The sequence below is a fragment of the Sporosarcina highlanderae genome (assembly GCF_030433715.1).
GTDB lineage: Bacteria > Bacillota > Bacilli > Bacillales_A > Planococcaceae > Sporosarcina > Sporosarcina highlanderae.
Genome location: NZ_JAROCC010000011.1, coordinates 94962 through 114820, shown reverse-complemented (window position 1 = coordinate 114820; position 19859 = coordinate 94962). Strand labels below are relative to the sequence as shown.

Here is a 19859-nt window from a genome sequence, read left to right as displayed (position 1 = left end):
AACTCAAAAAGCCGGACATCCAATTGATGCCCGACTTTGTTTACCCTAACATGATTCCTGTAATTGCGGCTGTCAATAAGCTGACCAATGTTGCGCCGTATAGTAGCTTGATACCAAATTTTGCAACGATGTTCCCTTTTTCTTCATGCAACCCTTTAACCGCACCGGAGATAATTCCAATTGACGAGAAGTTAGCGAAGGAGACAAGGAATACCGAGATGATACCTACTGTCCTATCGGAAAGAGAGGAGGCGATATTGCCCAGGTCGATCATCGCCACGAACTCGTTCGTCAACAGCTTTGTAGCCATGATCGTTCCAGCCTGAATGACTTCGGATGCCGGGATGCCGACGAGGAAGGCGAACGGTGCAAATACGTAACCGAGAGCGACTTGGAAGGTGATGCCAAATGCTCCTTCGAAGATGCCATTCACCATACCGATTAATGCTACGAATCCGATTAGCATTGCACCAACAATGATTGCAACTTTGAATCCGTCAAGGATGTACTCCCCTAACATTTCGAAGAAGGACTGCTTTCTTTCTTCAAGTGTCTCAATTCTATCCTCTTCAGGAGTAACTTCGTATGGGTTGATAATATTTGCGATGATGAACCCGCCGAATAGATTCAATACAAGTGCAGTAACGACATATTTCGGATCGATCATCGTCATGTATGCTCCAAGTATTGATGCTGAAACAGTGGACATGGCGGATGTACACATTGTGTACAAACGGTGCTCTGGTATGTTCGGCAGCAGTTTTTTAACAGAAATAAATACCTCAGATTGTCCAAATATAGCCGATGCTACCCCGTTGAATGACTCCAACTTTCCGAGTCCGTTGATTCTGCTTAATAGTAGACCAAGGAAACGGATGATAAGAGGCAGTAGTTTAATGTACTGTGCAATTCCGATAAGTGCGGATACAAATACGATTGGCAACAAGACATTCATGAAGAAAGGGAACGTTCCTTCATTTGCCAATCCACCGAAGACAAAATTTATTCCTTCAGCTGCGAAAGCTAAAAGATGATCGAAGATGCTGGATATCCCGCGGATGATGAATAGCCCGAATTCGGTATTCAACAGAAGGAAAGCAAATGCAAGTTGCAGAGCAACCATGACTAAGATTGGTCTGACCTTTATCTTTTTTTTGCCATTGCTCACTATGTACGCAAGGATAAAAATAACAAGCAATGCCACAATAAAGATGATGAAATTCAAAGTAAATACTCCTCCCTAGATGCCTTATATTATTGTTATGGAGCGGAAAAATATGTAAAAATCCTCTTCCCGTTTAACACTTTTATCAACAAAGTGCTCTTCATTATAAACTGTAAGAACCGATCTGGCATCTCTCACGAATTAGAAAGAAACTTCCGCATATCATTAGTTATTCGACAACTTTAAGATTATATACAAAAAACGGTGACAAGCACGGAACGGATTAATTGTTCCAGTGTTTGTCACCGTAAGATCACAATTTTATTTCTTCTATATCTTTGCCGCCTTTACTCATTCGATAGATATGGAAGTCGGGTTGGCGTCCTGCGAAATTCCGGTCGACGAGGAAATAGATTTTCCCGTCAGGACCGAGAATCGGCTTGGCTGTGTATTCCTTTAGTCTTGTCAGCTGTTTCGTTTCATAGGTCTCATAGTTGTAGCTGAATAATTCGTATTCAAAAACTCCATTCGCCCCCGTGCCTCCGACGGCTTGATAAACCAATTCTTCCCTGTCCGGTAAAACGAGGAAATCATATATATCTACTTCACCGGCGGGATTGCTTACGATTGACTTTTCTTCAGGCGTATCAAGGGGAATCTGAAAAATTCGTTGTTTCGATGCAAATATATCGTCCGCCGATTGTGCTTTTTCGTCATCGTCCATTTGGACAAACACAGATGCGTCAGTTTCGGAAACTTGCAACGACCTCATAGAATACTTCTTCAAATCCGTGTATCGTTTTTGCGTCTTGTCAGTTAAATCGTAGCTGTAAACGTCAAAATCATGTGGTTGCTTACCCGTAATCGGAGAATAATTCGTAAAGACACCTGCCTGCAGGTAAAATAGTAGGGCAGGATTTTTCGGGTCAAAAGCAAGTTCAGTGATGATATCTTGAGATAAAAACACCTGTTCATCCGAGTTAGTTTTCGTATTCAGTATACGCACTTCACTTCCGTTTCCCTCATCCAATTCTTTGTCGGAAACGATGTAGGCAAGGGTCTTGCCGTCATTACTGAAGCTGATATCAAGAATAGTTTGCTCAACAGGAAATTGGACGACAGGATCCGTTCTCCCATCGGTCAGATAAATACCCGCCTTCCCATTTTCAAATTCAACATATGCGATAGTACCCTCAACAGACACATCAAATACACCACTTAGTCCTTGTTGTTTTTCATTCTCTGATTTATTAAAAACGAGCCCAAGTACAATGCAAATTACAGTTGCAACCCCGATGACACTAAGCAGTACACCATATTTTTTATTCATTTTCCTTCCCCCATTCCTTACAGCCCAATTATCCAAAGTACGATTCCTGTTACAATCACTGCTGTTTGGATAAATACAATAGCGTATGCGGCGGCTTTCTGTTGATTTGCCAATAACTTCATTTGGAGTGTATAAGACAGAATCCATCCGCTAATCGGTGTCAATAACGTCAAAAACCCTAGTGTTGCTCTTCCTGAAAATAATAGAAATGCCCATAAGAAGAATAAAGTAACGAGGATTATGAAAATTCCAGTTGTGATGTTGATGAAATGCAATCGCCTTGTATCTTTAATCAATCTTTGGCGTTTCGATGGAAAATCATAGATCGTCGTTCGATAGACAAGAACAATGGATAATAACACTAATATTACGGCAATGATTGTCAATCCGCTGGAATACGGCTGATTTATATCAGATGCAAGTAATAGTCCGTAAAAGTAGATAAGTAGATGGACTAGTAACAAGCTGTTCATCCATAAACGGCGATTCAACAATATCACCGGTCGCACCGTAACCATAAGAATCGATGTGCTTATCAATACAGCAAATACAAGCCAAATAATATGTGCATCTCCCATAACAAATAGTTGGGATAAATAAAGAATGTAAGCAAAGAGCAACGACCCCATCGAGAGCACCAACATCATCCCTTTTCGATACGGGTACATCTTTTCTTGCACCAGTTCGCCAATTTCCTGTTTAGACTCGAAATTTGTCATCGTGATTCAAATAGCCTCCTTTTCATTACAATCAGTCTGTCAAGTAATTCCATTATATGATAGTGCAGCTCTATTTTGAATTTTAATGAATAGCTATTCATTTCATGGTAATCTATGGGTAGACGAAAAGGGGTGGGGGAATGTTTTTAAAAAGGGAGTCAGTTGTAGGAAAACAGAGCAATGTCCGATTTATAAACGGAAGGCTGTCCTTTAAAAGTGTTAGGTTGAATGTACATTGCTTTGAAGTTGATGGGGTGATGATTGATACGGGTGCCCACGCGCTGTCTAAAGAATTCAATGCTTTTTTCACTCAAGCGGACGTAGACAAGGTAGCCGTCACCCACTCCCATGAGGATCATACTGGCGGAGCCGCCCACTTACAAAAGGAATATGGATTGCCTGTTCTAATGAATGAGATGTCTATTGTGGAATGCCATCGGAAGGCGGCCTATCCATTATATCGCCAATTATTTTGGGGAAGGAGACGCCCGTTTCAAGCACAGCCCATCGGCGAAACTTTCACCTCACGGACCGCTACATGGAATGTGATTGAAACGCCTGGACACGCAAAAGATCATTTGTCTTTTTTGAATCAGGAAACCGGACAGCTCTTTTCCGGCGATCTTTATGTACATCCTCAAACGAAGCTGATTCTACGCGAAGAAAGCGTCCCACAAATTATCGCGTCACTCGAACATGTATTGACGTATGATTTCGGGGAATTATTTTGCTGCCATGCCGGCTATGTAAAAGATGGCAAACTTGCATTGCTTAATAAGCTTGATTACTTACAAGAACTTCGTGGTAAAATCCACCTCCTCAAGGAACAAGGATACGGTGAACAGGAAATTCACTCGCTCCTATTCAAAAAGAAATACCCGATGTCCATTTTTTCATCAGGTGAATGGGATTCAATTTATATTGTCCGATCGATTCTTGAAGAATAAAAAGGTGCACATCGTGAAATGTGCACCTTAAAAAAGTTGCTATTAACAGTAACCGCATCCCCCACCATAGCCGCCGCCATAACCGCCGCCATAACCGCCGCCCCAATACGACGCTCCGACAATGATCAAAAGGATGAACAAAACAACGATCAAGTTAAACCCCCAACTGTTCACATTACCAGTTCCACAAGATTCTTTAGACATTTATCAACACCCCCAAATCACTTTATGCACTTATACTATGTGACATAAACACACCTGTACATGACAGTCACCCATGCAATTCAGTGTGGGGATTTTCAGGATTTCACCTTCATAATATGCCTGCCACCATATACAATCCGCTCTATTTCGCCATTTTCTTGTTCTATGAACTGCAGGATTCCGCCTTTCTCATCGTCATCAATAAAAATATTTTTCCCTATGCACTTTAACGTACGAAGCACTTCATTCGATTCAACGCTTAACCGATCCCCTTTTAGAGCGACCTTCACGTTCATCCCTTCACTGGAAATATAGGATCCTACGAATTTACGCAGTTCATCCACTTCAATTTCCTGAACTTCATAGGATTCAGGTGCGGCTTCGAGACCCCTACCTTCCGTGACATTCAAGACAGCCATCAGTAGATCCCCAGAAGGCACATCCGAGACGTTTGTCAAAATAACACCTGCCTGTTTCTTCTCAATGATTGCACACATATAGGATGAAACACCTTTCAACCCGCCGCCATGGCTAATCAGCGTCGAGCCGAAATAATCAGGAATGATCCGCAATCCATAGCCATAACATCTGTTAGGCTCATACTCCACATGCGGATGAATCATTTGCTGGATGCTTTCCTTCGACAAAATTCGTGTTCCATTTACAACACCTTCATTCCAATAAAGCTCCAAATAGCGTAGGATATCATTCGTCGTTGACTTCAAATAACCGACCGAACGCATCGAAGGCGCATCCCACCAAAGCGGTGCTTCGTAAACACGGGACCCATCCTTCGCCTTCATATAAAGTGTCGTAACATCCACCTTTTCCTCCAATAATTTCATATCAAAGAAGCTGTTCTTCATCCCCGCTGGCTTCAAGATCATTTCCTCAATGAATTCCTCATAAGGCCGTCCACTCACCCTGCTGATAATAACTCCAAGCAACCCATAAGAATCATTCGAATAGCTATAAAATCGTCCCGGTTCGCCAAGCCACTCAAAATCAGCGGTTGCCATGAAAGCAAGCATTTCATCATACGTCTCGATATGCGGACCAGGATTATTCAACAAGTCCAGTCCATAATCCTTTGCAGAAGGATCTTGTTCGATACTATTTTTCCGAGCATACACATGAGTCGCAAGCGGCGGATAGCCTGCCGTATGCGTCATAAGATGGTGAATCGTAACCTTCTCCACTTGCGTTCCCGGCTTCTGCAATTCAGGAAGGTAATCAACGATTCGATCATGCACCGATAACTTCCCTTCCTCCTGCAACTTCATAATACCCGCACTCGTAAATGACTTCGTCATCGATGCAATGCCGAAAACCGTATCCCCCGTTACCGGAAGCTGCTCCGCCACATTCCGATAACCAAAGCCCCTCTCGTAAATCGTCTGCCCGTTTTCACTGACGCCGATCATTGCTCCAGGTATTAAATGCTTCTCCACATACTTATTTGCATGCTTGTCAAACCCCTCAACTGCAATTGTCCCCTTCACTTGAACGCCCCCATTCGTTTTGTCGAATAATGAACACCGCAATTCCCCAAATATGCATAAATCCCCTGAAATACGCATAATACAACTAAATCACGCATAAATCTCCCGAAACACGCATAATCCGCGGCAAACGCGCATAAATCTCTACAAAAGTCCATAAATGTTCCTATTCACGCATAAACGCATTCATTCATTTCAATTAATGAACTAAAGAAGCCCTCAATGTAGTAATTCCATTTTCCAAATATCCCTTCAGACAAGTAAGCATATACACCCAGCCCCCTTTTTGCCCCATCATTTTGCTCACAATATCCGGATCATCCGCTTTAAACCCCGATTCAGTCACCTCAAGGATTGTCCCTCCATCCGTCTCTTTGAACATCATCTCGACCTTCGTTTCTCCCCAGTTGAAAACAATTTCCTTGTTTTCCACAACACTCAAAACATGGATATCCCCTTCGGCACCATATTCCTCATACTTCCAAGTAATCGTCTTACCTTGCTCAACCCTGCTTGTTCCTGAAGAAAACCAGTAGCATCCCATCTTTTCAGGTTCCACAATCGCTTCAAATACTTCAGCCACAGGTTTATTAATCTTCATTTTTGACGTCACATTCGTATTCATCATCATCTTCCCTTCATTTTCAGAGCTTATGTACCTTCTTACTTATATTCGGCTCGCGAAGTGGAAATCCCTTCAATGAAAAAAGCACCCAAACAATTTCATTTGGATGCCTTCGTTTAGTTCAATCAATACCCCGAGTCCTCCGAGGTCAAATTATCAATCATCTTATAATCATACTTCTGCAACGGTTTTTCAGCCGGCCCTTCAATCACTTCACCAGTATATTTGAACCTCGAGCCGTGACATGGGCAGTCCCAGGTCTTGTCGCCATTATTCCATTCGACCTCGCAACCAATATGGGTGCATGTTGTATCCACAATATGGAGCTTCCCTTCATCATCCCGATACGCCCCTTTGCGATGCCCATCAAGCTTGATGACTGCGCCTTCTCCCTTAGCCAAATTTTCCGGTTTCATATTCGGGGAATCTAACTTTCCTTTTATTAATTGACCAACAACATTGGCATTTTGCACGAGGAAATTCTTCAAACTTGGATGCGCATAAAATCGGGATGGGCTATACAATTTTTCAAACTTGTTTTCTTTCCCCATAACCATATCCCTAAAAAGCAATGCCGCAGCTGTTCCATTCGACATTCCCCATTTTCTGAAGCCTGTCGCAATGAGGATGTTAGGATTCCCAGACGTGATCTCACCGATATATGGCAGCTTATCCAAAGTGACCAAATCCTGCGCTGACCACCGTTGTTTGATTTCCTCAAGGCCAAAAACCTCTTCACCAAATCTCTTAAGCGCCTTGTAATGCTCCATCGTCTCCACTTCACTTTGACCGGTCTTATGATTGTCACCAACAATAAGTACCAATTCTTCACCGTTGTCCATAATCGACCGGAGAGAACGGGTCGGCTCATCTGCACTTATGAAAATCCCTGGCGGAAATTTCTTTTTTGACTTTACCGCGAGAGCGTAAGAGCGATCTGCATACATCCTTGTGGAATAAAGGCCCGTTCCTTCGTAAAAAGGAAAATGCGAGCAAATCAAAACATGCTTCGCTGATATCCGATTTTCATTTCGCGTTAGAACTACCGGTCGATCGCCTGTTTCAATATTGACTGCTACGGTATCTTCGAAAATCTGCCCACCACTCTTTTGAAATAAATCAATGAGATGCACCAAATACTTCGTCACATGGAACTGGGCTTGGTCCTTCATCACAAGGACATTTTTCACATCAATATCAAAAGGGAAGCTATCGACCATTTCGCCTTTAATCTGTAGCCTCTCATACGCCTCCGCTTCCTTCTTAATCTTTTCGGCATATTTGTCACTCACTGAGTAAATAAACGCATCCACTCTTGTAAATTCGCAGTCAATCTCCTGCTCCTTCACTGTCTTCTCGATGAATTCCAACGCTTCCATATTCGCTTCATAATATAATCTTGCGGTATTCCTACCCATATTGTGAATGAATTCATCATAAATTAAGTCATGCTGTGCCGTAATTTTTGCTGTCGTGTGGCCGGTCGTCCCGTTCAACACTTTATCCGCCTCAATTACAGCGACTTTTAGACCTTCCTTAGCCAATAAATAGGCGGATGTAATACCCGTAATCCCCGCACCAACGACAATTACGTCCACTTCAATATCTTCCTTCAAACTTGAAAATGAAGGAAACTCAACACTCGTTCTCCAAAACGGCTCTGGTTGCTCGGGCAGATTTTTATTTTTTTGATCATTACTCATGCTAATCCTCCTGTACTATGTACTGGAGATAGGCTACCCATTCGACGTGAGTGCGTATACATATAGGATAATGATAAAACGAAAAGAACCTATACTAAAAATACTTATTGACAATTCTTATTACTTGGATATTATTGGAATTAGACCATTTACATAAGGAAAGGTGATTACTATAAACATCACGATTCGTCCCACTCAAAAACAACTGGATAAATGGATCGAAAATTACATACCTGAAAAGGATTTATTTTTCTTAAGGGCAAACGACTTGCCTGTCTATCAAAATGAGTTACAAGGAGCATTACTTTTTCCAAGGAAGGAGTTTTTCAAACACTCCTCCTATACAGGCATTCAAATGGTGAACAGTTATATGTACTGGAATATTTCCAAGGATGCAGAATTTGTAGTTGTTTCGCATCCCGATTGGATATCCTCATTACCTAGTGAGAAGCAAGAAGCTTTGTTTACGCTTCAGTATAAGTTAGGTAGAGGATTGACAGGACCACTTTCCCTGTTAACTGATAATAATTTAATCCCGCAGGATTATGTAATAGAGGTGAATGGTGAACAGATCGGAATTCTGCAAAGAGCAATGTGGATAGGACTGCCAACCTCCATCAAAGAAGAAATAATTTGTAAAACAGCACAGTTTTATGATGAATGGACGTCCATTCAAGCGCCCGCAACAATACCTGCCCACCTGAAAAAGTATGCAAATACTTTTTCCACCAAACCCGGTGCAAATTGTCTTGCAGCTGCGCTTTATGCAATAAGTTCATCGCCAGATATGGATGAGTGGATTATCCATGAGTGGGTTCATGATGAAACATTTGCACTTGGATTAAAGAGTGCAGACTTTGCTAAAACCAAAGAGGAATTTACAGGTGGAGATGTCGTCGTATGGGTGGACGAAAATGAAATCATTAAACATGCAGCCTACTGTATTGAGGATAAGTTGTTTTTCAATAAAAACGGACAGACATACTTCAATCCTTGGAAAATCGTTGAATGGGAAGAGTTGAATGAAAGCTGGAAGAGATTCACACCTGTCGTATATCGAAAATCAGTTGTTGCATAACATAAGTGACTTACAGGGACACTACTTGTCCCATTCGCTATACTTATTGTAGAAGAATAAAGGAGTGAATCATATGTATCGTAAAGTAGAGGATTTTAATGAAGATTGGAACGCATCAGCTAGTGGAACGCTGAATGTCATCAAGGCGATTACGAATGAAAAATTGGATCAGGCAATCGTCGAGGGGCATAGTACGCTTGGCTGGTTGGCGTGGCATTTAGTTGGATCAGCCGGTTTCTTTGGCGGCCTATCTGGATTGGAAGTCGAAGTACCTGCACATAAGGAGCCGGTACCCACAGACGTGACAGCAATCGTTGGAGCATATGAAAAAGTGATGGAATCCATGGAAAAAGCAGTAGCAAACCTTACAGATGACTCATTGACTGAAAAAGTTCCTGCATTCGGGACTGAAATCTCACGTGGTAAGTTGCTACGCACATTTATCGATCACCAAACGCATCACCGTGGTCAAATGACTGTGTTATTGCGACAATCAGGGTTGACGGTCCCTGGTGTAATGGGCCCGACTAAAGAAATGCAGTAAAGCTTTTGCCTTAATGACCCTATTGCTTTAACTGCAAATTTATGTTAAACTTTTCCCACTACTTAGTGAACGGAGGTGAGGATTGAATGTTGGACACTGTGTATGCACGTGAAATTCTATTGGAATATTTAGCCACTTCATGTGCGATTACTCATGAAATTGTGCATAACGGGATAGGTATGCCCTTTTTTAAACAATTTCAGTAATTACACAGCTGTTTGGCACTTCAATCCTTACATTAATTTTAAGGGGAAGATCGCTTAAACGCGGTCTTTTTTTGTTGCCGAATTTCGTGTATAAAATCGAAAGGAAGCGGAAATCAATGATCTGTACAGTACAAAATATTAGTAAAATGCTTGGTGGAAATAGTATTTTTGAAGATTTATCATTGGATATTAAAACTGGGGAGCGATTGGGCGTTGTTGGACGGAATGGAAGTGGAAAGACAACTTTATTCAAACTGATCGCGGGAGTTGAGATGCCTGATAGTGGGTCCATTCACTTTAAAAAAGGGATGACCATCGGCTATTTGGCGCAGATTCCTTCATTTGATAAAACAACGACAGGCTTGGATGTCCTTTATACAGCATTTGAAGATTTAAGCGAAATGCAAGCACAGATGGCTGACCTTGAGATGAAAATGGCTAACGCAGGACCTGATGAAATGGAAAGACTTTTAAAGCGGTACGGTGACTTACAGGAAACGTTCACGAATCGAAATGGTTATTCGATGGATTCGGAAGTCGCCAGTATCATTACCGGACTGCAACTCAGCCCATTTATTAAAAGGACATTCGATCAATTAAGCGGCGGCGAGCAGACGAAAATTATGCTTGGAAGGCTTTTATTGACGAAACCAGATCTGTTGCTATTAGATGAACCGACGAACCATCTCGATCTTTTTGCAGTGGAATGGCTCGAGGAGTTTCTGAACGGATATACAGGAACGGTCGTCATCGTTTCTCATGACCGTTATTTTCTTGATCGAGTCGTGACGAAGGTTGCTGATTTGGAAGATGGTGAGATCGGGATTTATCACGGAGATTATTCCTCTTTCGTCATTGAAAAGGAACAACAACTGTTGCGTGAGTTTCAAGAATACGAAGAACAGCAGAAAAAGATTCGGAAGATGAGGGAAGCTATCAAGCGATTGAGAATATGGGCGAATCAAGCCAATCCTCCGAATGCGGGTCTTCATCGACAAGCGCGCAATATGGAAAGAGCACTGGAACGAATGGAAAAAGTCCGAAAACCGTTGATCGACCCGAAGAAAATGGCCCTCGCTTTTGAGGCCGCACCACGAAGCGGGAAAGAAGTCGTTGTGATGGAAGCTGTTTCGAAATCTTTCGGTGAACAGCTGTTGCTGAAGGATGCGAACCTCAACGTATATTGGAAAGACCGGATGGCAATTGTCGGTCGTAATGGTAGTGGAAAATCGACCATTTTGAAGGCTCTTTTAGGCGAATTGCCTGTAGACAGCGGGTTGAGCAAATTGGGTAGCAATGTGAAAGTAGGAAGCCTTTCTCAACACTTTGAAATCGCCAATCCAAAAGCCCGATTAATAGATGTATTCCGGGATGGTGTAAGTGTCGCAGAGGGCGATGCAAGGCATATTCTTGCTAAGTTCATGTTTTACGGACCTGATGTGTTCAAGCGGATTTCTGATTTAAGTGGCGGCGAGCGAATGCGGTTGCGGCTAGCACAATTAATGCATCAAGATATTAACTTCCTCGTGTTGGATGAGCCGACAAACCATCTTGACATCGAGTCGAGAGAAGTTTTGGAGGAGGCACTTGAAGACTTCCCGGGCACAATCTTAGCCGTTTCCCATGATAGATATTTCCTGAATAAACTCTTCCTCCGCACTGCATGGCTGGAAAATGGTACTCTATCCACTTTTGAAGGTCCGTTCGATTGGGCTCGAGAGAAATGGCGGGAAATTCGAACTGAAGAAGATGAAGAAGTAGTAGTAGTAGTAAAACCGAAGGCTAATGTCAAAAAGAAAACAACAACATCAATTGACCTTGAAGCTGAAATAGCAAAGTTAGAAGCTGAACTTGCTTTATTGAAGGAGCAAGGCTTGGAAATGAATAAATCCCTAATAGCAGATTTAGAGAAAACACTAACCTCCTATTATGAATCATGGATGGCAGAAGCAGAGTAAACTTTAATTCATAAAACGTCCCGACACCTATTGATGAGCTGGTGTTGGGACGTTTTTTATAAAATATGCATAACTTCATCCAAAAGCTTATAAACCCAATAAATCACGCATATACCTTCCAAGACACGCATAAACGTACTTAAAAACTCATAAAGCCCTCCGAAAACGAATAAACACAAAAAAGCACCTACGCCTCAAGCATAGATGCCTTCTCTCCCCATAAAGGAACCCCTATCCCACCCTCACTGCCTACGCAAATTAGTGCATGGTCATTACATTAACATTCGATTTGTACAATTGTCACAGTACTGGGCGTCAATTGTTCATGACGGATTCGAACCGATTGGTATAGCCCCATCTACCTACCATTGAGTCCGACTTCCCCAGTCGGCGGGATTGCACTCACCTTTGCCATAAGCAGCTACCGACTTGCAAACTGTTCTTCGGGCATGCCCGATCTACATCAATTCAACAGTCCAATTTAATCCTTGGATTTTCGTATCAAGCTCCCTGAACTCTTTCGATAATTGGTCGACCTGCTTTTGAATCGCTTTAACGTCCACCGTGCTGATGATCTTGATTTCAGTACGGCTGTAACGATCGTTCCGGATAGACGCCTCCTCCGCAAATTTGGACAAGATCAATCGTTTATCCCATTTCTGATCACGCTCGACTAATGCATCGGCAAGCGTGCGAGTTTCATCAAATTTGACGGAGCAGTTCGTTTTATTGATTCGCTGAATTAAGAGGGTCACTTCTTTTATGATACCGTCAAGTTCCGTGAGCATCGCATTCGGATCCTCCGCAGGCTCCTCCCCCTCTTGGATTTTCAGGTTCATCCCAATCCGTTTTTTCAGCTGTTCAATCCTTTTCTGGTAATCCGCCCGTGCAATCAATGCCTCCGCAAGCTTCATCCAAACCTCTCCCTTGCTTTGATTCTATTAAACCAATACCCCCGACACAAACTGGTCAATGAAATACTGGGGATTCAACTTCTCGCCGGTCGTTCTTTCAATCTTTTCATTCCATGGATAAAGTGCACCCGGTTTAAAAAACTCGTCCACCAAATAGGCCCCGACTTTAGGAGTGAACAGATCCTTGGATATATTCTTCTCTATATAAGCTTGCAGTTGGGACGTCGTCAGTTCACCCAATAAATAGTTTTGATAATAAACCGGAGCAAGCGTAAAGTGGATTTTCGCTGCCCAATGCGGGAAGTCTTGCTCTTCAGGCGGATTGACGAATTGTACATCCTTTACGAGTTTCCACCACAATTTATTCAAATCCTGATCCGGGTTTTCATACAGTTCGCGTTCAAAGAATGAAAACGTCATGATCCAACGACCTGCGATAAGCATTTGCTTACGCAAGGATTCATTGATAAGCGGCTCCAATTCCGCCACTTCAGCATCGTCTATCCCTAAAAACTGCTGGAGCCAATCCGGATTTTTCGCGAAACGACCATACAGCATCGCTATCGCTTCCGTAGTCAGTGTATGTGCACAAGATCTTAATAGGAATGGAAGTGTCGGATCTACGTATTTGAAATAAACGGCATGTCCGAATTCATGCAACATCGTTGTCGACCAATAATCGGATGGAACATTGTTGCACAATACGCGGACGTCGCCTTCCCGGTTAAGGTCTGAACAAAACGCATGCTGATTCTTTTTATCACGCGGATATAGATCGCTGTTCGCTAACATATCCGTAATATCCATCCCCATGCTTTTGAATGTTTCAATTGTCAGGTGCTCAAGATCCTTCCCTTCGTAGAACGGATCTAAGTCCAAGTCTTTGGAAGGCGGTGCTTCTTGGAAAAACGGGTCTGCATAATGCCAAGGACGAAGCCCATCGATAGAAACACCAAAGCGCTCCGCTAATTCGCTATCCAACTCAAGTTTCATCTGGCGGAATGGCTCATCGGAAAGGTCCTTTAGCTTATGGAAGATAGAAAATATCTCGTCCCGATCAAGTTCTTGATGCTCGAAACTCATTTGATGGTAGTTTTCGTATCCTAATGAACGCGCGACTTCGTTCCGTTTTCTGACAAGGGTTAATAGCTTTTCCTCTACTTCCTTCCCGATCTGCTTACTCGCATGCCACGCTTCTTCACGTTCAGCCGAATCATTGCTCTTTATCAAAATTTGGCGAACATCATTTTCAGATACCGATTTACCATCAATGGTTGCGCGGAATGTATTAAATATGCCGATCAATTCCGTAGAGCGCTCCACCATTTCTTTTAAATCATCTTCTGGAATCTGCTTTCCAGCCATACCTGTTTGAAGATCTTCTAGTTGGCGACGCTGGATTGTCGTTAAGTCTTCTTGCGCAAGATACGCCTTCACTTGCTCAAAACGTTCTGGATTTGAAAGATAGACGTTCACTGCATTCGACGCAGCTGCCGTTTTTTTATTCCATTCATCTTCCCCTGTTGTCGCCGCCATCCAAGAACTATTGGCTCTTGTTATGTGAAAATCCCTAATCGTTTTATTTTGCTCCTCTAAAAACTGTTCAACCGTCATGTGCACTTCCCCTTTTCTATTTCGTTCTTACACTATTCGACAAGCGGAGCGAAAATCCCTTTTATGAGTGTGAATTGCAATGCAGTATGCATACATCTTCCAATCCCGTGCATAGTACGAAGTAGGAGGTGACCATTCCATGAAAAACAACAAAAAGACGATGAACGAAAGGACTCATAATAGTTTAGAACTGTACAAGAGGGGCTTGAACACGAACAGCAATACGAATGATCTCGGAGAAAACCGCAGCCAAGAACTTGCAAAGGACTTTGACGTGAAAGGCGATATCTACGACACACCACTAAAACGCGAAAAAGAAAAATAACATCTGTCAATATAATTAATACATTACGGTAAGCCATTGATGGACAACCATCATTGACTTACCGTTTTTATTTTTGATTTACCAATCGGAGTGTCCCGCACGTTCTAAATTCCTGTCCCCTTCATAGAATGAATGGAATCTACTATCAAACTACCACAAAGGGGACAAGAATATGTATTCCATTCACTTCTATGAAAATAATACGTATGTACTCAATCAAGCGTTAAGAACGATACCTACCATTGGTGATAATGTTAGGATTAAAGGCCGAAACGGAAAAGTGGTCAATGTTCAAGAGATGGATGAAAACCGATATTTTGTATTTGTTGAGTTTGAAGTAATCGTTGATAGAAGCAAGAAGGTCGAAAGTGATCCGAGAAAGAGGAGAAGGTAAATAAATATGGGCAGGCAATCATCAATTTGTATGATTGCCTGCCCTTTATTAAAATATCCCATTCTCATTCGGTGAATCTTCTGGTACTGCTTGTCCGACATCCCACATTTCAACAATCTTGCCTTCTTGGAAACGGAAAATATGGACAACGGCTCCGCCAAGGTCTTCCGGGTTTTGTTTAATATGGGAAAAAATCATTACCTTTTCTCCCTCTTCTATCGCTTGTTTCACATCAAGCGTCTTGTTCGGGCTCATGCCATCATTCTCTTTCATCGCCTGCTTCAATGACTCTGCATCCCCAGGAAAGTATGGATTATGATGACGCAAATCCGGACTTACGTATGTTTCGTACGCCTCATCAATTTTTCCCGCGACGATTAATTGAAGAAAAGTTACTGCTTTCTCTTTATAGTTTTCCAAGTATAAAACCCCTTTTTAAAATTAGCTGTCAGTATAGTTAATTCGATACGAAATATTGAAATCCTCTATTAAAAGACTATTTCTGATAACAAGTTTCATACTCATCTTTCAATAACCAACTCCGACAGGCTAAACCCCTATCATGATAAATCTCATGCTCTACATCCAATTTGATGCTGTTGCTTTTATAGGGTCCTGCGTTTGTTATGAACAACGTTTTTTCATCTACCCAATCTAAAAGAATATTGTCATTCGCATCGCTGTAATATATTACTTTTTTAATATCATTTTCATTGTGCTTTGTTATTTCTACCCACATATTAACCCCTCCTGCTGCACCGCCATACGGTTCGTAGTAAGCATTAGCTGTAAATTCACCTGTGGGTGATAAAACAGGACCAGGTCCGTTTTGAATATAGGTTTTGTTAATTTCATTAAATGAAAAAAAAACACCTCGTATACATATATTAAGGATACAATTACCATTCCAGATACCACTGTAAGCAATGTCTTTTTAGGAAATGGTTTCTTTTTAACAAGTGAAATTGTAACCATAACGAAGAAAACCAAAAGTATAATTAGTGTAACAAATGAAATTAATAGACCAAACAAAATTAGAATAATAGCACCCCACTTACCCATTTACTCCGTTGCGTTTTGCTTCCTCCCTTTTACCCTCTTCAAGGTAGCAACGATGAGAAAGCTTACAATCACTAATAAAAGCCATGAACTCACCTTCCCTAAATGAACGAGACTCCAGGCATCGGTTTGGTTTGGATATTTCCACGCCCCGAAGAATGTTGCGATATTTTCGGCAACCCAGATGAAAAATCCGATGAGTACAAAAGATAGTGCAATTGGCATTCGATATCGTTTCCCACCAACAACGTAAGTGACCCATGAACGCCCAAAAACAATAATCACAAGTCCGGATAACCACCAACGCACGTCAATCCAAAAATGATGGATAAAAAAGTTCAGATAGATTGCGGATGCCAGAGGGACAACAATCCAAAAAGGCGGCCATTTAATAAGTTCGACATCCATCCTACGCCACGCCTGGCAAAGATAGCTCGCTACACTTGCATACATGAATCCGCTATACAAAGGCACCCCCAACACTTTGGAATACCCTTCCTCCGGATAGGACCACGAACCCATATTCACTTTGAAAATCTCAAGAGTTAGACCGATGAGGTGGAATAATGTGATGACCTTCAGTTCATCTCGTGTTTCAATCCCGGAGCGCACCATCCACCATTGCATCAATACGAAGATGACTAACAACCAATCATACCGGGGCAGAAAAGGGAGCGGCAAAACTTGCGTAACAGCCAATGAGGCAAAAATCACGACAGGAAACAGGCAGGACAATGCCTGCTCCCAACCAAAACGAACAAGTTGTTGGAATGCTCTCCTAGTTTTTATCACAAAGGAACTTCTGCCTAATAGATGTAAATCCTGCTTTGAATAGTTGCTAAATTGGCTCATACACTCACCTCCAAATCACTTTATTCTTAATCCTCATCACTTCGATACTCCAAAATATCCCCAGGTTGGCATTCGAGCGCCTTGCAGATCCCTTCGAGCGTTGATAATCGAATCGCCTTTGCCTTGCCATTTTTCAATATGGAGAGATTTGCCATCGTAATTCCGACTTTCTCAGACAGCTCTGTTACACCCATTTTCCTTTTAGCAAGCATCACGTCAATATTAATAATAATCGCCATGTTTTCACCTCAGACCGTTAATTCATTTTCTGATTTAATTTCAATGGCCCGGGCCAATAGTTTTTGGAGAACTGCCGCAAAAACCGCTATAACAAATGAAGCAAAAATGATAACCAACCCGATTAATATAATGCCCGGTGCATCATCCATTTCCGCCATGAGATAAAAGAGCGGCATGCCAATCACGTAAACGCCACTGATAATAAGCGCACAGTATTTAATATTTTTTAATGCTTTCACGGATAAATCCGAGAACGCCTCATCCTTATCGATATAACTTAACAGCTTAAAGGCCTGAAATAGAGCAAAATAAAAAGGAATTGCTGATGCATACAAATCGACTAATACAAGATATCTTAAATATGGCATCGTTGGATATAGCTCTGCTGCGAATTCCGCTATATTCGGCACGACAAATATGCAGATTGCGAGTATTGGAATCCCCATAAGAACGAGCGCCAACTTTAAAAAGAGTGTTTCACGTTTCATAAAATGCACCTCACTAAATTAATTTAATATGACTTTACCACGGTATTTATCGAATTACAATAAATATATATTGAATAGGGATGCTTTATTATTGTTTTTGAATACGAAAAAGCCAATCAAACAGAATATGATTGGCTTCTTCCTATGAAATAATTCTCAATCCTTATACGGATCATATTCATTCGCACCAGCCATGCAAACTCCGACCGGTTTTAATGTGTGGAGGACATCAATCGTATCTTCATGTGCAACTAACACGTCACGCAATTTGCGATAGACGAACGGGCTTTCATCCGTTCCACCACCACGCAATTCGACACCGTACTTTTGGATGGCTTGATCCATACGTTCCTGTGTAATCTTACCGCCAGACCTTGTACGGGTTTTCCAATTCATCCGGCCGGCCGCTTCCGTTCGGCTCATGATACGACCAGCCCCGTGAACCGTACTATAGAAGGCATCCGCATTCGCTTCATTCTCTTTACCGCGGACTATCACGGAAATATCACCCATACTGCCACCGATGAAACCTAATTGCCCCAGCGCTGAAGGTGTTGCCCCTTTTCTAACGACGATGTACTCCTTGCCGAAGTGAGTTTCTTTCCATGCGTAATTATGGTGATTATGCACTTCAAATTCGGAAGTGGTACCTAAAATCGATAGTACTTCATCCATTACGTAATTCCTTCCAGCATAAGCATATTTTCCGCTTAACGTCATCGCTCGATAATAAAGATCGCCCAATTCGCTATCCAAATCAATTAATGTCGGTGCTTGCTCCATACTTTCACCCGGTGCACGATCGGAAAAACCCCTGCCATTTGCTAAGTTCAAAAATCCGCTTGCCGTCTTATGGCCGAACCCCCTGCTGCCGAAATGATTTGCGACCCATACATCTCCTGTTTCTTTCTCCATGAGTATATCGACGAAATGGTTCCCTGCGCCTACCGTTCCCAATTGATCAATCGCCAATTTCTTTAGCCGGTCATGCTCCTGCTTGCCGATTTCCTTATAAACGTCCCAATCCGGATCATCGAATAATTCATGGTCCACCTTTTTCTTATTTTTACGTCCAACACCAAACGAGATAGAAGACGCAATTTCATCCATAATGCGAGGTAGATCCTTTTCGACTTCTGACCATTTCAAGTTGGTGCGGACTGCCTTGTTCCCGCAAGCAATGTCATACCCTACACCAGAAGGGGAAATTTGCCCATCATACACGACAACGCCCCCAACCGGCTGGCTATATCCGTAATGCCCATCAGCACATAACACACCGCCCACCACTTGCCCCGTGCGCAAACAATTTTTGAACTGTCGCAACGTATTATCATCATGGATACCAAAAATCTTTTTCTTCATCCCCTTATCCGCCCTTTCCGTTTCTGTATCTTCTATTGTTCCATACATACGCACTAAAGAAAACAGCAATGCACGCCAAAAGGTTTGGCATGCATTGCTGTTTTCAATTAAAGGAACAAGTAAATTAGGGCGACAGATCTTATTACCAACGAAGATTGACTATCACTTTACCATCCTTGTCTCCGCTTTGAAGTTCGATCCTAAATCCCTCTGGTATGAATTTCGCCTCAAATTTAGCAGTGATTCCTACTGACGCGCTCATTTCGTCCACTTTTTTCTGATCAGATCGCTGAGCAGCCGTCATCAATTCGTTAGCAAAAGTTTCAGATTCCGAAATTTTTCTTACTAACAGTTCGGCCTGTTTGAACAATTCCAAAGAATGTTTCGCGGAATTGGTGAACCGGGTTGTATTAACAGGTGGATAAGAGGTGCTTTTACTTGGGAAGGCTGTCATGTTTTCTGTGATAGCTAACGGGGCTGAAACTTGTCGAATAACCGGCGGATAGGCTACATGAACACTGTATGGGAAATACCAATAATGCATTGGTTCTCCTCCTTTAACGCAATCTCTACAGTATATGCAGGATGAATTCCCATGTGTGAGGTGCCTATCGCCTAAGTTTAACC

22 protein-coding genes and 1 pseudogene are annotated in these 19859 nt (G+C 42.2%); 7 read left to right on the top strand and 16 right to left on the bottom strand.

The genetic code is table 11. The features are described 5' to 3' along the window. Positions 1-40: 40 nt before the first annotated feature. The 3 genes from P5G49_RS13665 to P5G49_RS13655 form a co-directional block, all read right to left on the bottom strand. Positions 41-1225 carry a NupC/NupG family nucleoside CNT transporter gene (locus P5G49_RS13665; RefSeq protein ID WP_301244631.1) on the bottom strand — a complete coding sequence of 395 codons (1185 nt, stop codon included), beginning with the start codon at positions 1223-1225 and terminating at the stop codon, positions 41-43. A gap of 253 nt (positions 1226-1478) precedes the next feature. Next, positions 1479-2495, bottom strand: coding sequence for a TolB-like translocation protein (locus tag P5G49_RS13660; RefSeq protein ID WP_301244629.1), 1017 nt, complete (start codon positions 2493-2495; stop codon positions 1479-1481). A 17-nt stretch (positions 2496-2512) separates the two neighbouring features. After that, a complete protein-coding gene (locus P5G49_RS13655) occupies positions 2513-3214 on the bottom strand; it encodes a hypothetical protein (RefSeq protein WP_301244627.1) in 702 nt (233 codons plus the stop codon). A 140-nt stretch (positions 3215-3354) separates the two neighbouring features. Between P5G49_RS13655 and P5G49_RS13650 the strand changes: the two genes are divergently transcribed. Continuing rightward, positions 3355-4161: an MBL fold metallo-hydrolase gene (locus P5G49_RS13650; protein WP_301244625.1), complete on the top strand. Its 807-nt coding sequence runs from the start codon at positions 3355-3357 to the stop codon at positions 4159-4161. A gap of 96 nt (positions 4162-4257) precedes the next feature. On the opposite strand, the pseudogene P5G49_RS13645 reads toward P5G49_RS13650, so the two are convergent. The 4 genes and pseudogenes from P5G49_RS13645 to P5G49_RS13630 all read right to left on the bottom strand — a co-directional run. Next, positions 4258-4365: pseudogene (locus P5G49_RS13645) on the bottom strand (YjcZ family sporulation protein); the annotation flags it as partial. A 95-nt stretch (positions 4366-4460) separates the two neighbouring features. Further along, positions 4461-5867, bottom strand: a complete 1407-nt coding sequence (locus P5G49_RS13640) for a serine hydrolase domain-containing protein (protein WP_301244624.1) — start codon at positions 5865-5867, stop codon at positions 4461-4463. 199 nt (positions 5868-6066) lie between these two features. Next, positions 6067-6495 carry an SRPBCC family protein gene (locus P5G49_RS13635; RefSeq protein WP_301244622.1) on the bottom strand — a complete coding sequence of 143 codons (429 nt, stop codon included), beginning with the start codon at positions 6493-6495 and terminating at the stop codon, positions 6067-6069. A gap of 122 nt (positions 6496-6617) precedes the next feature. Continuing rightward, positions 6618-8195, bottom strand: a complete 1578-nt coding sequence (locus P5G49_RS13630; protein WP_301244620.1) for an FAD-dependent oxidoreductase — start codon at positions 8193-8195, stop codon at positions 6618-6620. 163 nt (positions 8196-8358) lie between these two features. Between P5G49_RS13630 and P5G49_RS13625 the strand changes: the two genes are divergently transcribed. The 4 genes from P5G49_RS13625 (at position 8359) to abc-f (ending at position 11981) form a co-directional block, all read left to right on the top strand. After that, positions 8359-9273 carry a hypothetical protein gene (locus P5G49_RS13625; RefSeq protein WP_301244617.1) on the top strand — a complete coding sequence of 305 codons (915 nt, stop codon included), beginning with the start codon at positions 8359-8361 and terminating at the stop codon, positions 9271-9273. Positions 9274-9346: 73 nt separating this feature from the next. Further along, positions 9347-9817: a DinB family protein gene (locus tag P5G49_RS13620; protein ID WP_301244615.1), complete on the top strand. Its 471-nt coding sequence runs from the start codon at positions 9347-9349 to the stop codon at positions 9815-9817. An 86-nt stretch (positions 9818-9903) separates the two neighbouring features. Next, positions 9904-10023 carry an RAxF-45 family protein gene (locus tag P5G49_RS13615; RefSeq protein WP_301244613.1) on the top strand — a complete coding sequence of 40 codons (120 nt, stop codon included), beginning with the start codon at positions 9904-9906 and terminating at the stop codon, positions 10021-10023. 116 nt (positions 10024-10139) lie between these two features. Further along, complete coding sequence (gene abc-f / locus P5G49_RS13610; RefSeq protein ID WP_301244611.1) at positions 10140-11981, top strand: ribosomal protection-like ABC-F family protein; 1842 nt, start codon at positions 10140-10142, stop codon at positions 11979-11981. A gap of 458 nt (positions 11982-12439) precedes the next feature. On the opposite strand, the gene P5G49_RS13605 is transcribed toward abc-f, so the two are convergent. Together P5G49_RS13605 and P5G49_RS13600 are read right to left on the bottom strand one after the other, a co-directional pair. Then, a complete protein-coding gene (locus P5G49_RS13605; RefSeq protein ID WP_301244609.1) occupies positions 12440-12895 on the bottom strand; it encodes a DIP1984 family protein in 456 nt (151 codons plus the stop codon). Positions 12896-12922: 27 nt separating this feature from the next. Beyond that, the gene (locus P5G49_RS13600; protein WP_301244607.1) at positions 12923-14509 is read right to left on the bottom strand and encodes a M2 family metallopeptidase; all 1587 of its coding nucleotides are present in this window, start codon (positions 14507-14509) and stop codon (positions 12923-12925) included. A gap of 139 nt (positions 14510-14648) precedes the next feature. Here P5G49_RS13600 and P5G49_RS13595 point away from each other — a divergent pair, with 139 nt between their 5' ends. Continuing rightward, a complete protein-coding gene (locus P5G49_RS13595; RefSeq protein WP_301244605.1) occupies positions 14649-14834 on the top strand; it encodes a hypothetical protein in 186 nt (61 codons plus the stop codon). 172 nt (positions 14835-15006) lie between these two features. Continuing rightward, positions 15007-15228 carry a hypothetical protein gene (locus P5G49_RS13590; RefSeq protein ID WP_301244603.1) on the top strand — a complete coding sequence of 74 codons (222 nt, stop codon included), beginning with the start codon at positions 15007-15009 and terminating at the stop codon, positions 15226-15228. Positions 15229-15276: 48 nt separating this feature from the next. Here P5G49_RS13590 and P5G49_RS13585 read toward each other — a convergent pair whose 3' ends face one another. The 7 genes from P5G49_RS13585 to P5G49_RS13555 all read right to left on the bottom strand — a co-directional run bounded on the left by P5G49_RS13585 (position 15277) and on the right by P5G49_RS13555 (position 19776). Beyond that, entirely contained in the window at positions 15277-15648 is a 372-nt protein-coding gene (locus P5G49_RS13585; protein ID WP_301244601.1) for a nuclear transport factor 2 family protein, read from the bottom strand. A gap of 76 nt (positions 15649-15724) precedes the next feature. After that, complete coding sequence (locus P5G49_RS13580; RefSeq protein WP_301244658.1) at positions 15725-16078, bottom strand: DUF5412 family protein; 354 nt, start codon at positions 16076-16078, stop codon at positions 15725-15727. Between the two features lie 212 nt (positions 16079-16290). After that, a complete protein-coding gene (locus P5G49_RS13575) occupies positions 16291-17139 on the bottom strand; it encodes a DUF817 domain-containing protein (protein WP_301244599.1) in 849 nt (282 codons plus the stop codon). 26 nt (positions 17140-17165) lie between these two features. Next, entirely contained in the window at positions 17166-17378 is a 213-nt protein-coding gene (locus P5G49_RS13570) for a helix-turn-helix domain-containing protein (RefSeq protein ID WP_301244597.1), read from the bottom strand. Between the two features lie 9 nt (positions 17379-17387). Then, on the bottom strand, positions 17388-17867 hold the full coding sequence (locus tag P5G49_RS13565; RefSeq protein WP_301244595.1) for a DUF2975 domain-containing protein: 480 nt from the start codon (positions 17865-17867) through the stop codon (positions 17388-17390). Between the two features lie 156 nt (positions 17868-18023). Further along, entirely contained in the window at positions 18024-19232 is a 1209-nt protein-coding gene (locus tag P5G49_RS13560; RefSeq protein ID WP_301244593.1) for an RtcB family protein, read from the bottom strand. Positions 19233-19374: 142 nt separating this feature from the next. Continuing rightward, entirely contained in the window at positions 19375-19776 is a 402-nt protein-coding gene (locus tag P5G49_RS13555; protein WP_301244591.1) for a YuzC family spore coat inner layer protein, read from the bottom strand. Positions 19777-19859: the final 83 nt, after the last annotated feature.

Excerpts from the sequence above, each read along its gene's own strand:
- P5G49_RS13660 (WP_301244629.1), bottom strand. The coding sequence starts at position 2,495 with ATGAATAAAAAATATGGTGTACTGCTTAGTGTCATCGGGGTTGCAACT.
- P5G49_RS13655 (WP_301244627.1), bottom strand. The coding sequence starts at position 3,214 with ATGACAAATTTCGAGTCTAAACAGGAAATTGGCGAACTGGTGCAAGAA.
- P5G49_RS13650 (WP_301244625.1), top strand. The coding sequence starts at position 3,355 with ATGTTTTTAAAAAGGGAGTCAGTTGTAGGAAAACAGAGCAATGTCCGA.
- P5G49_RS13635 (WP_301244622.1), bottom strand. The coding sequence starts at position 6,495 with ATGATGAATACGAATGTGACGTCAAAAATGAAGATTAATAAACCTGTG.
- P5G49_RS13630 (WP_301244620.1), bottom strand. The coding sequence starts at position 8,195 with ATGAGTAATGATCAAAAAAATAAAAATCTGCCCGAGCAACCAGAGCCG.
- P5G49_RS13620 (WP_301244615.1), top strand. The coding sequence starts at position 9,347 with ATGTATCGTAAAGTAGAGGATTTTAATGAAGATTGGAACGCATCAGCT.
- P5G49_RS13615 (WP_301244613.1), top strand. The coding sequence starts at position 9,904 with ATGTTGGACACTGTGTATGCACGTGAAATTCTATTGGAATATTTAGCC.
- abc-f (WP_301244611.1), top strand. The coding sequence starts at position 10,140 with ATGATCTGTACAGTACAAAATATTAGTAAAATGCTTGGTGGAAATAGT.
- P5G49_RS13605 (WP_301244609.1), bottom strand. The coding sequence starts at position 12,895 with ATGAAGCTTGCGGAGGCATTGATTGCACGGGCGGATTACCAGAAAAGG.
- P5G49_RS13600 (WP_301244607.1), bottom strand. The coding sequence starts at position 14,509 with ATGACGGTTGAACAGTTTTTAGAGGAGCAAAATAAAACGATTAGGGAT.
- P5G49_RS13595 (WP_301244605.1), top strand. The coding sequence starts at position 14,649 with ATGAAAAACAACAAAAAGACGATGAACGAAAGGACTCATAATAGTTTA.
- P5G49_RS13590 (WP_301244603.1), top strand. The coding sequence starts at position 15,007 with ATGTATTCCATTCACTTCTATGAAAATAATACGTATGTACTCAATCAA.
- P5G49_RS13575 (WP_301244599.1), bottom strand. The coding sequence starts at position 17,139 with ATGAGCCAATTTAGCAACTATTCAAAGCAGGATTTACATCTATTAGGC.
- P5G49_RS13570 (WP_301244597.1), bottom strand. The coding sequence starts at position 17,378 with ATGGCGATTATTATTAATATTGACGTGATGCTTGCTAAAAGGAAAATG.
- P5G49_RS13565 (WP_301244595.1), bottom strand. The coding sequence starts at position 17,867 with ATGAAACGTGAAACACTCTTTTTAAAGTTGGCGCTCGTTCTTATGGGG.
- P5G49_RS13560 (WP_301244593.1), bottom strand. The coding sequence starts at position 19,232 with ATGAAGAAAAAGATTTTTGGTATCCATGATGATAATACGTTGCGACAG.
- P5G49_RS13555 (WP_301244591.1), bottom strand. The coding sequence starts at position 19,776 with ATGCATTATTGGTATTTCCCATACAGTGTTCATGTAGCCTATCCGCCG.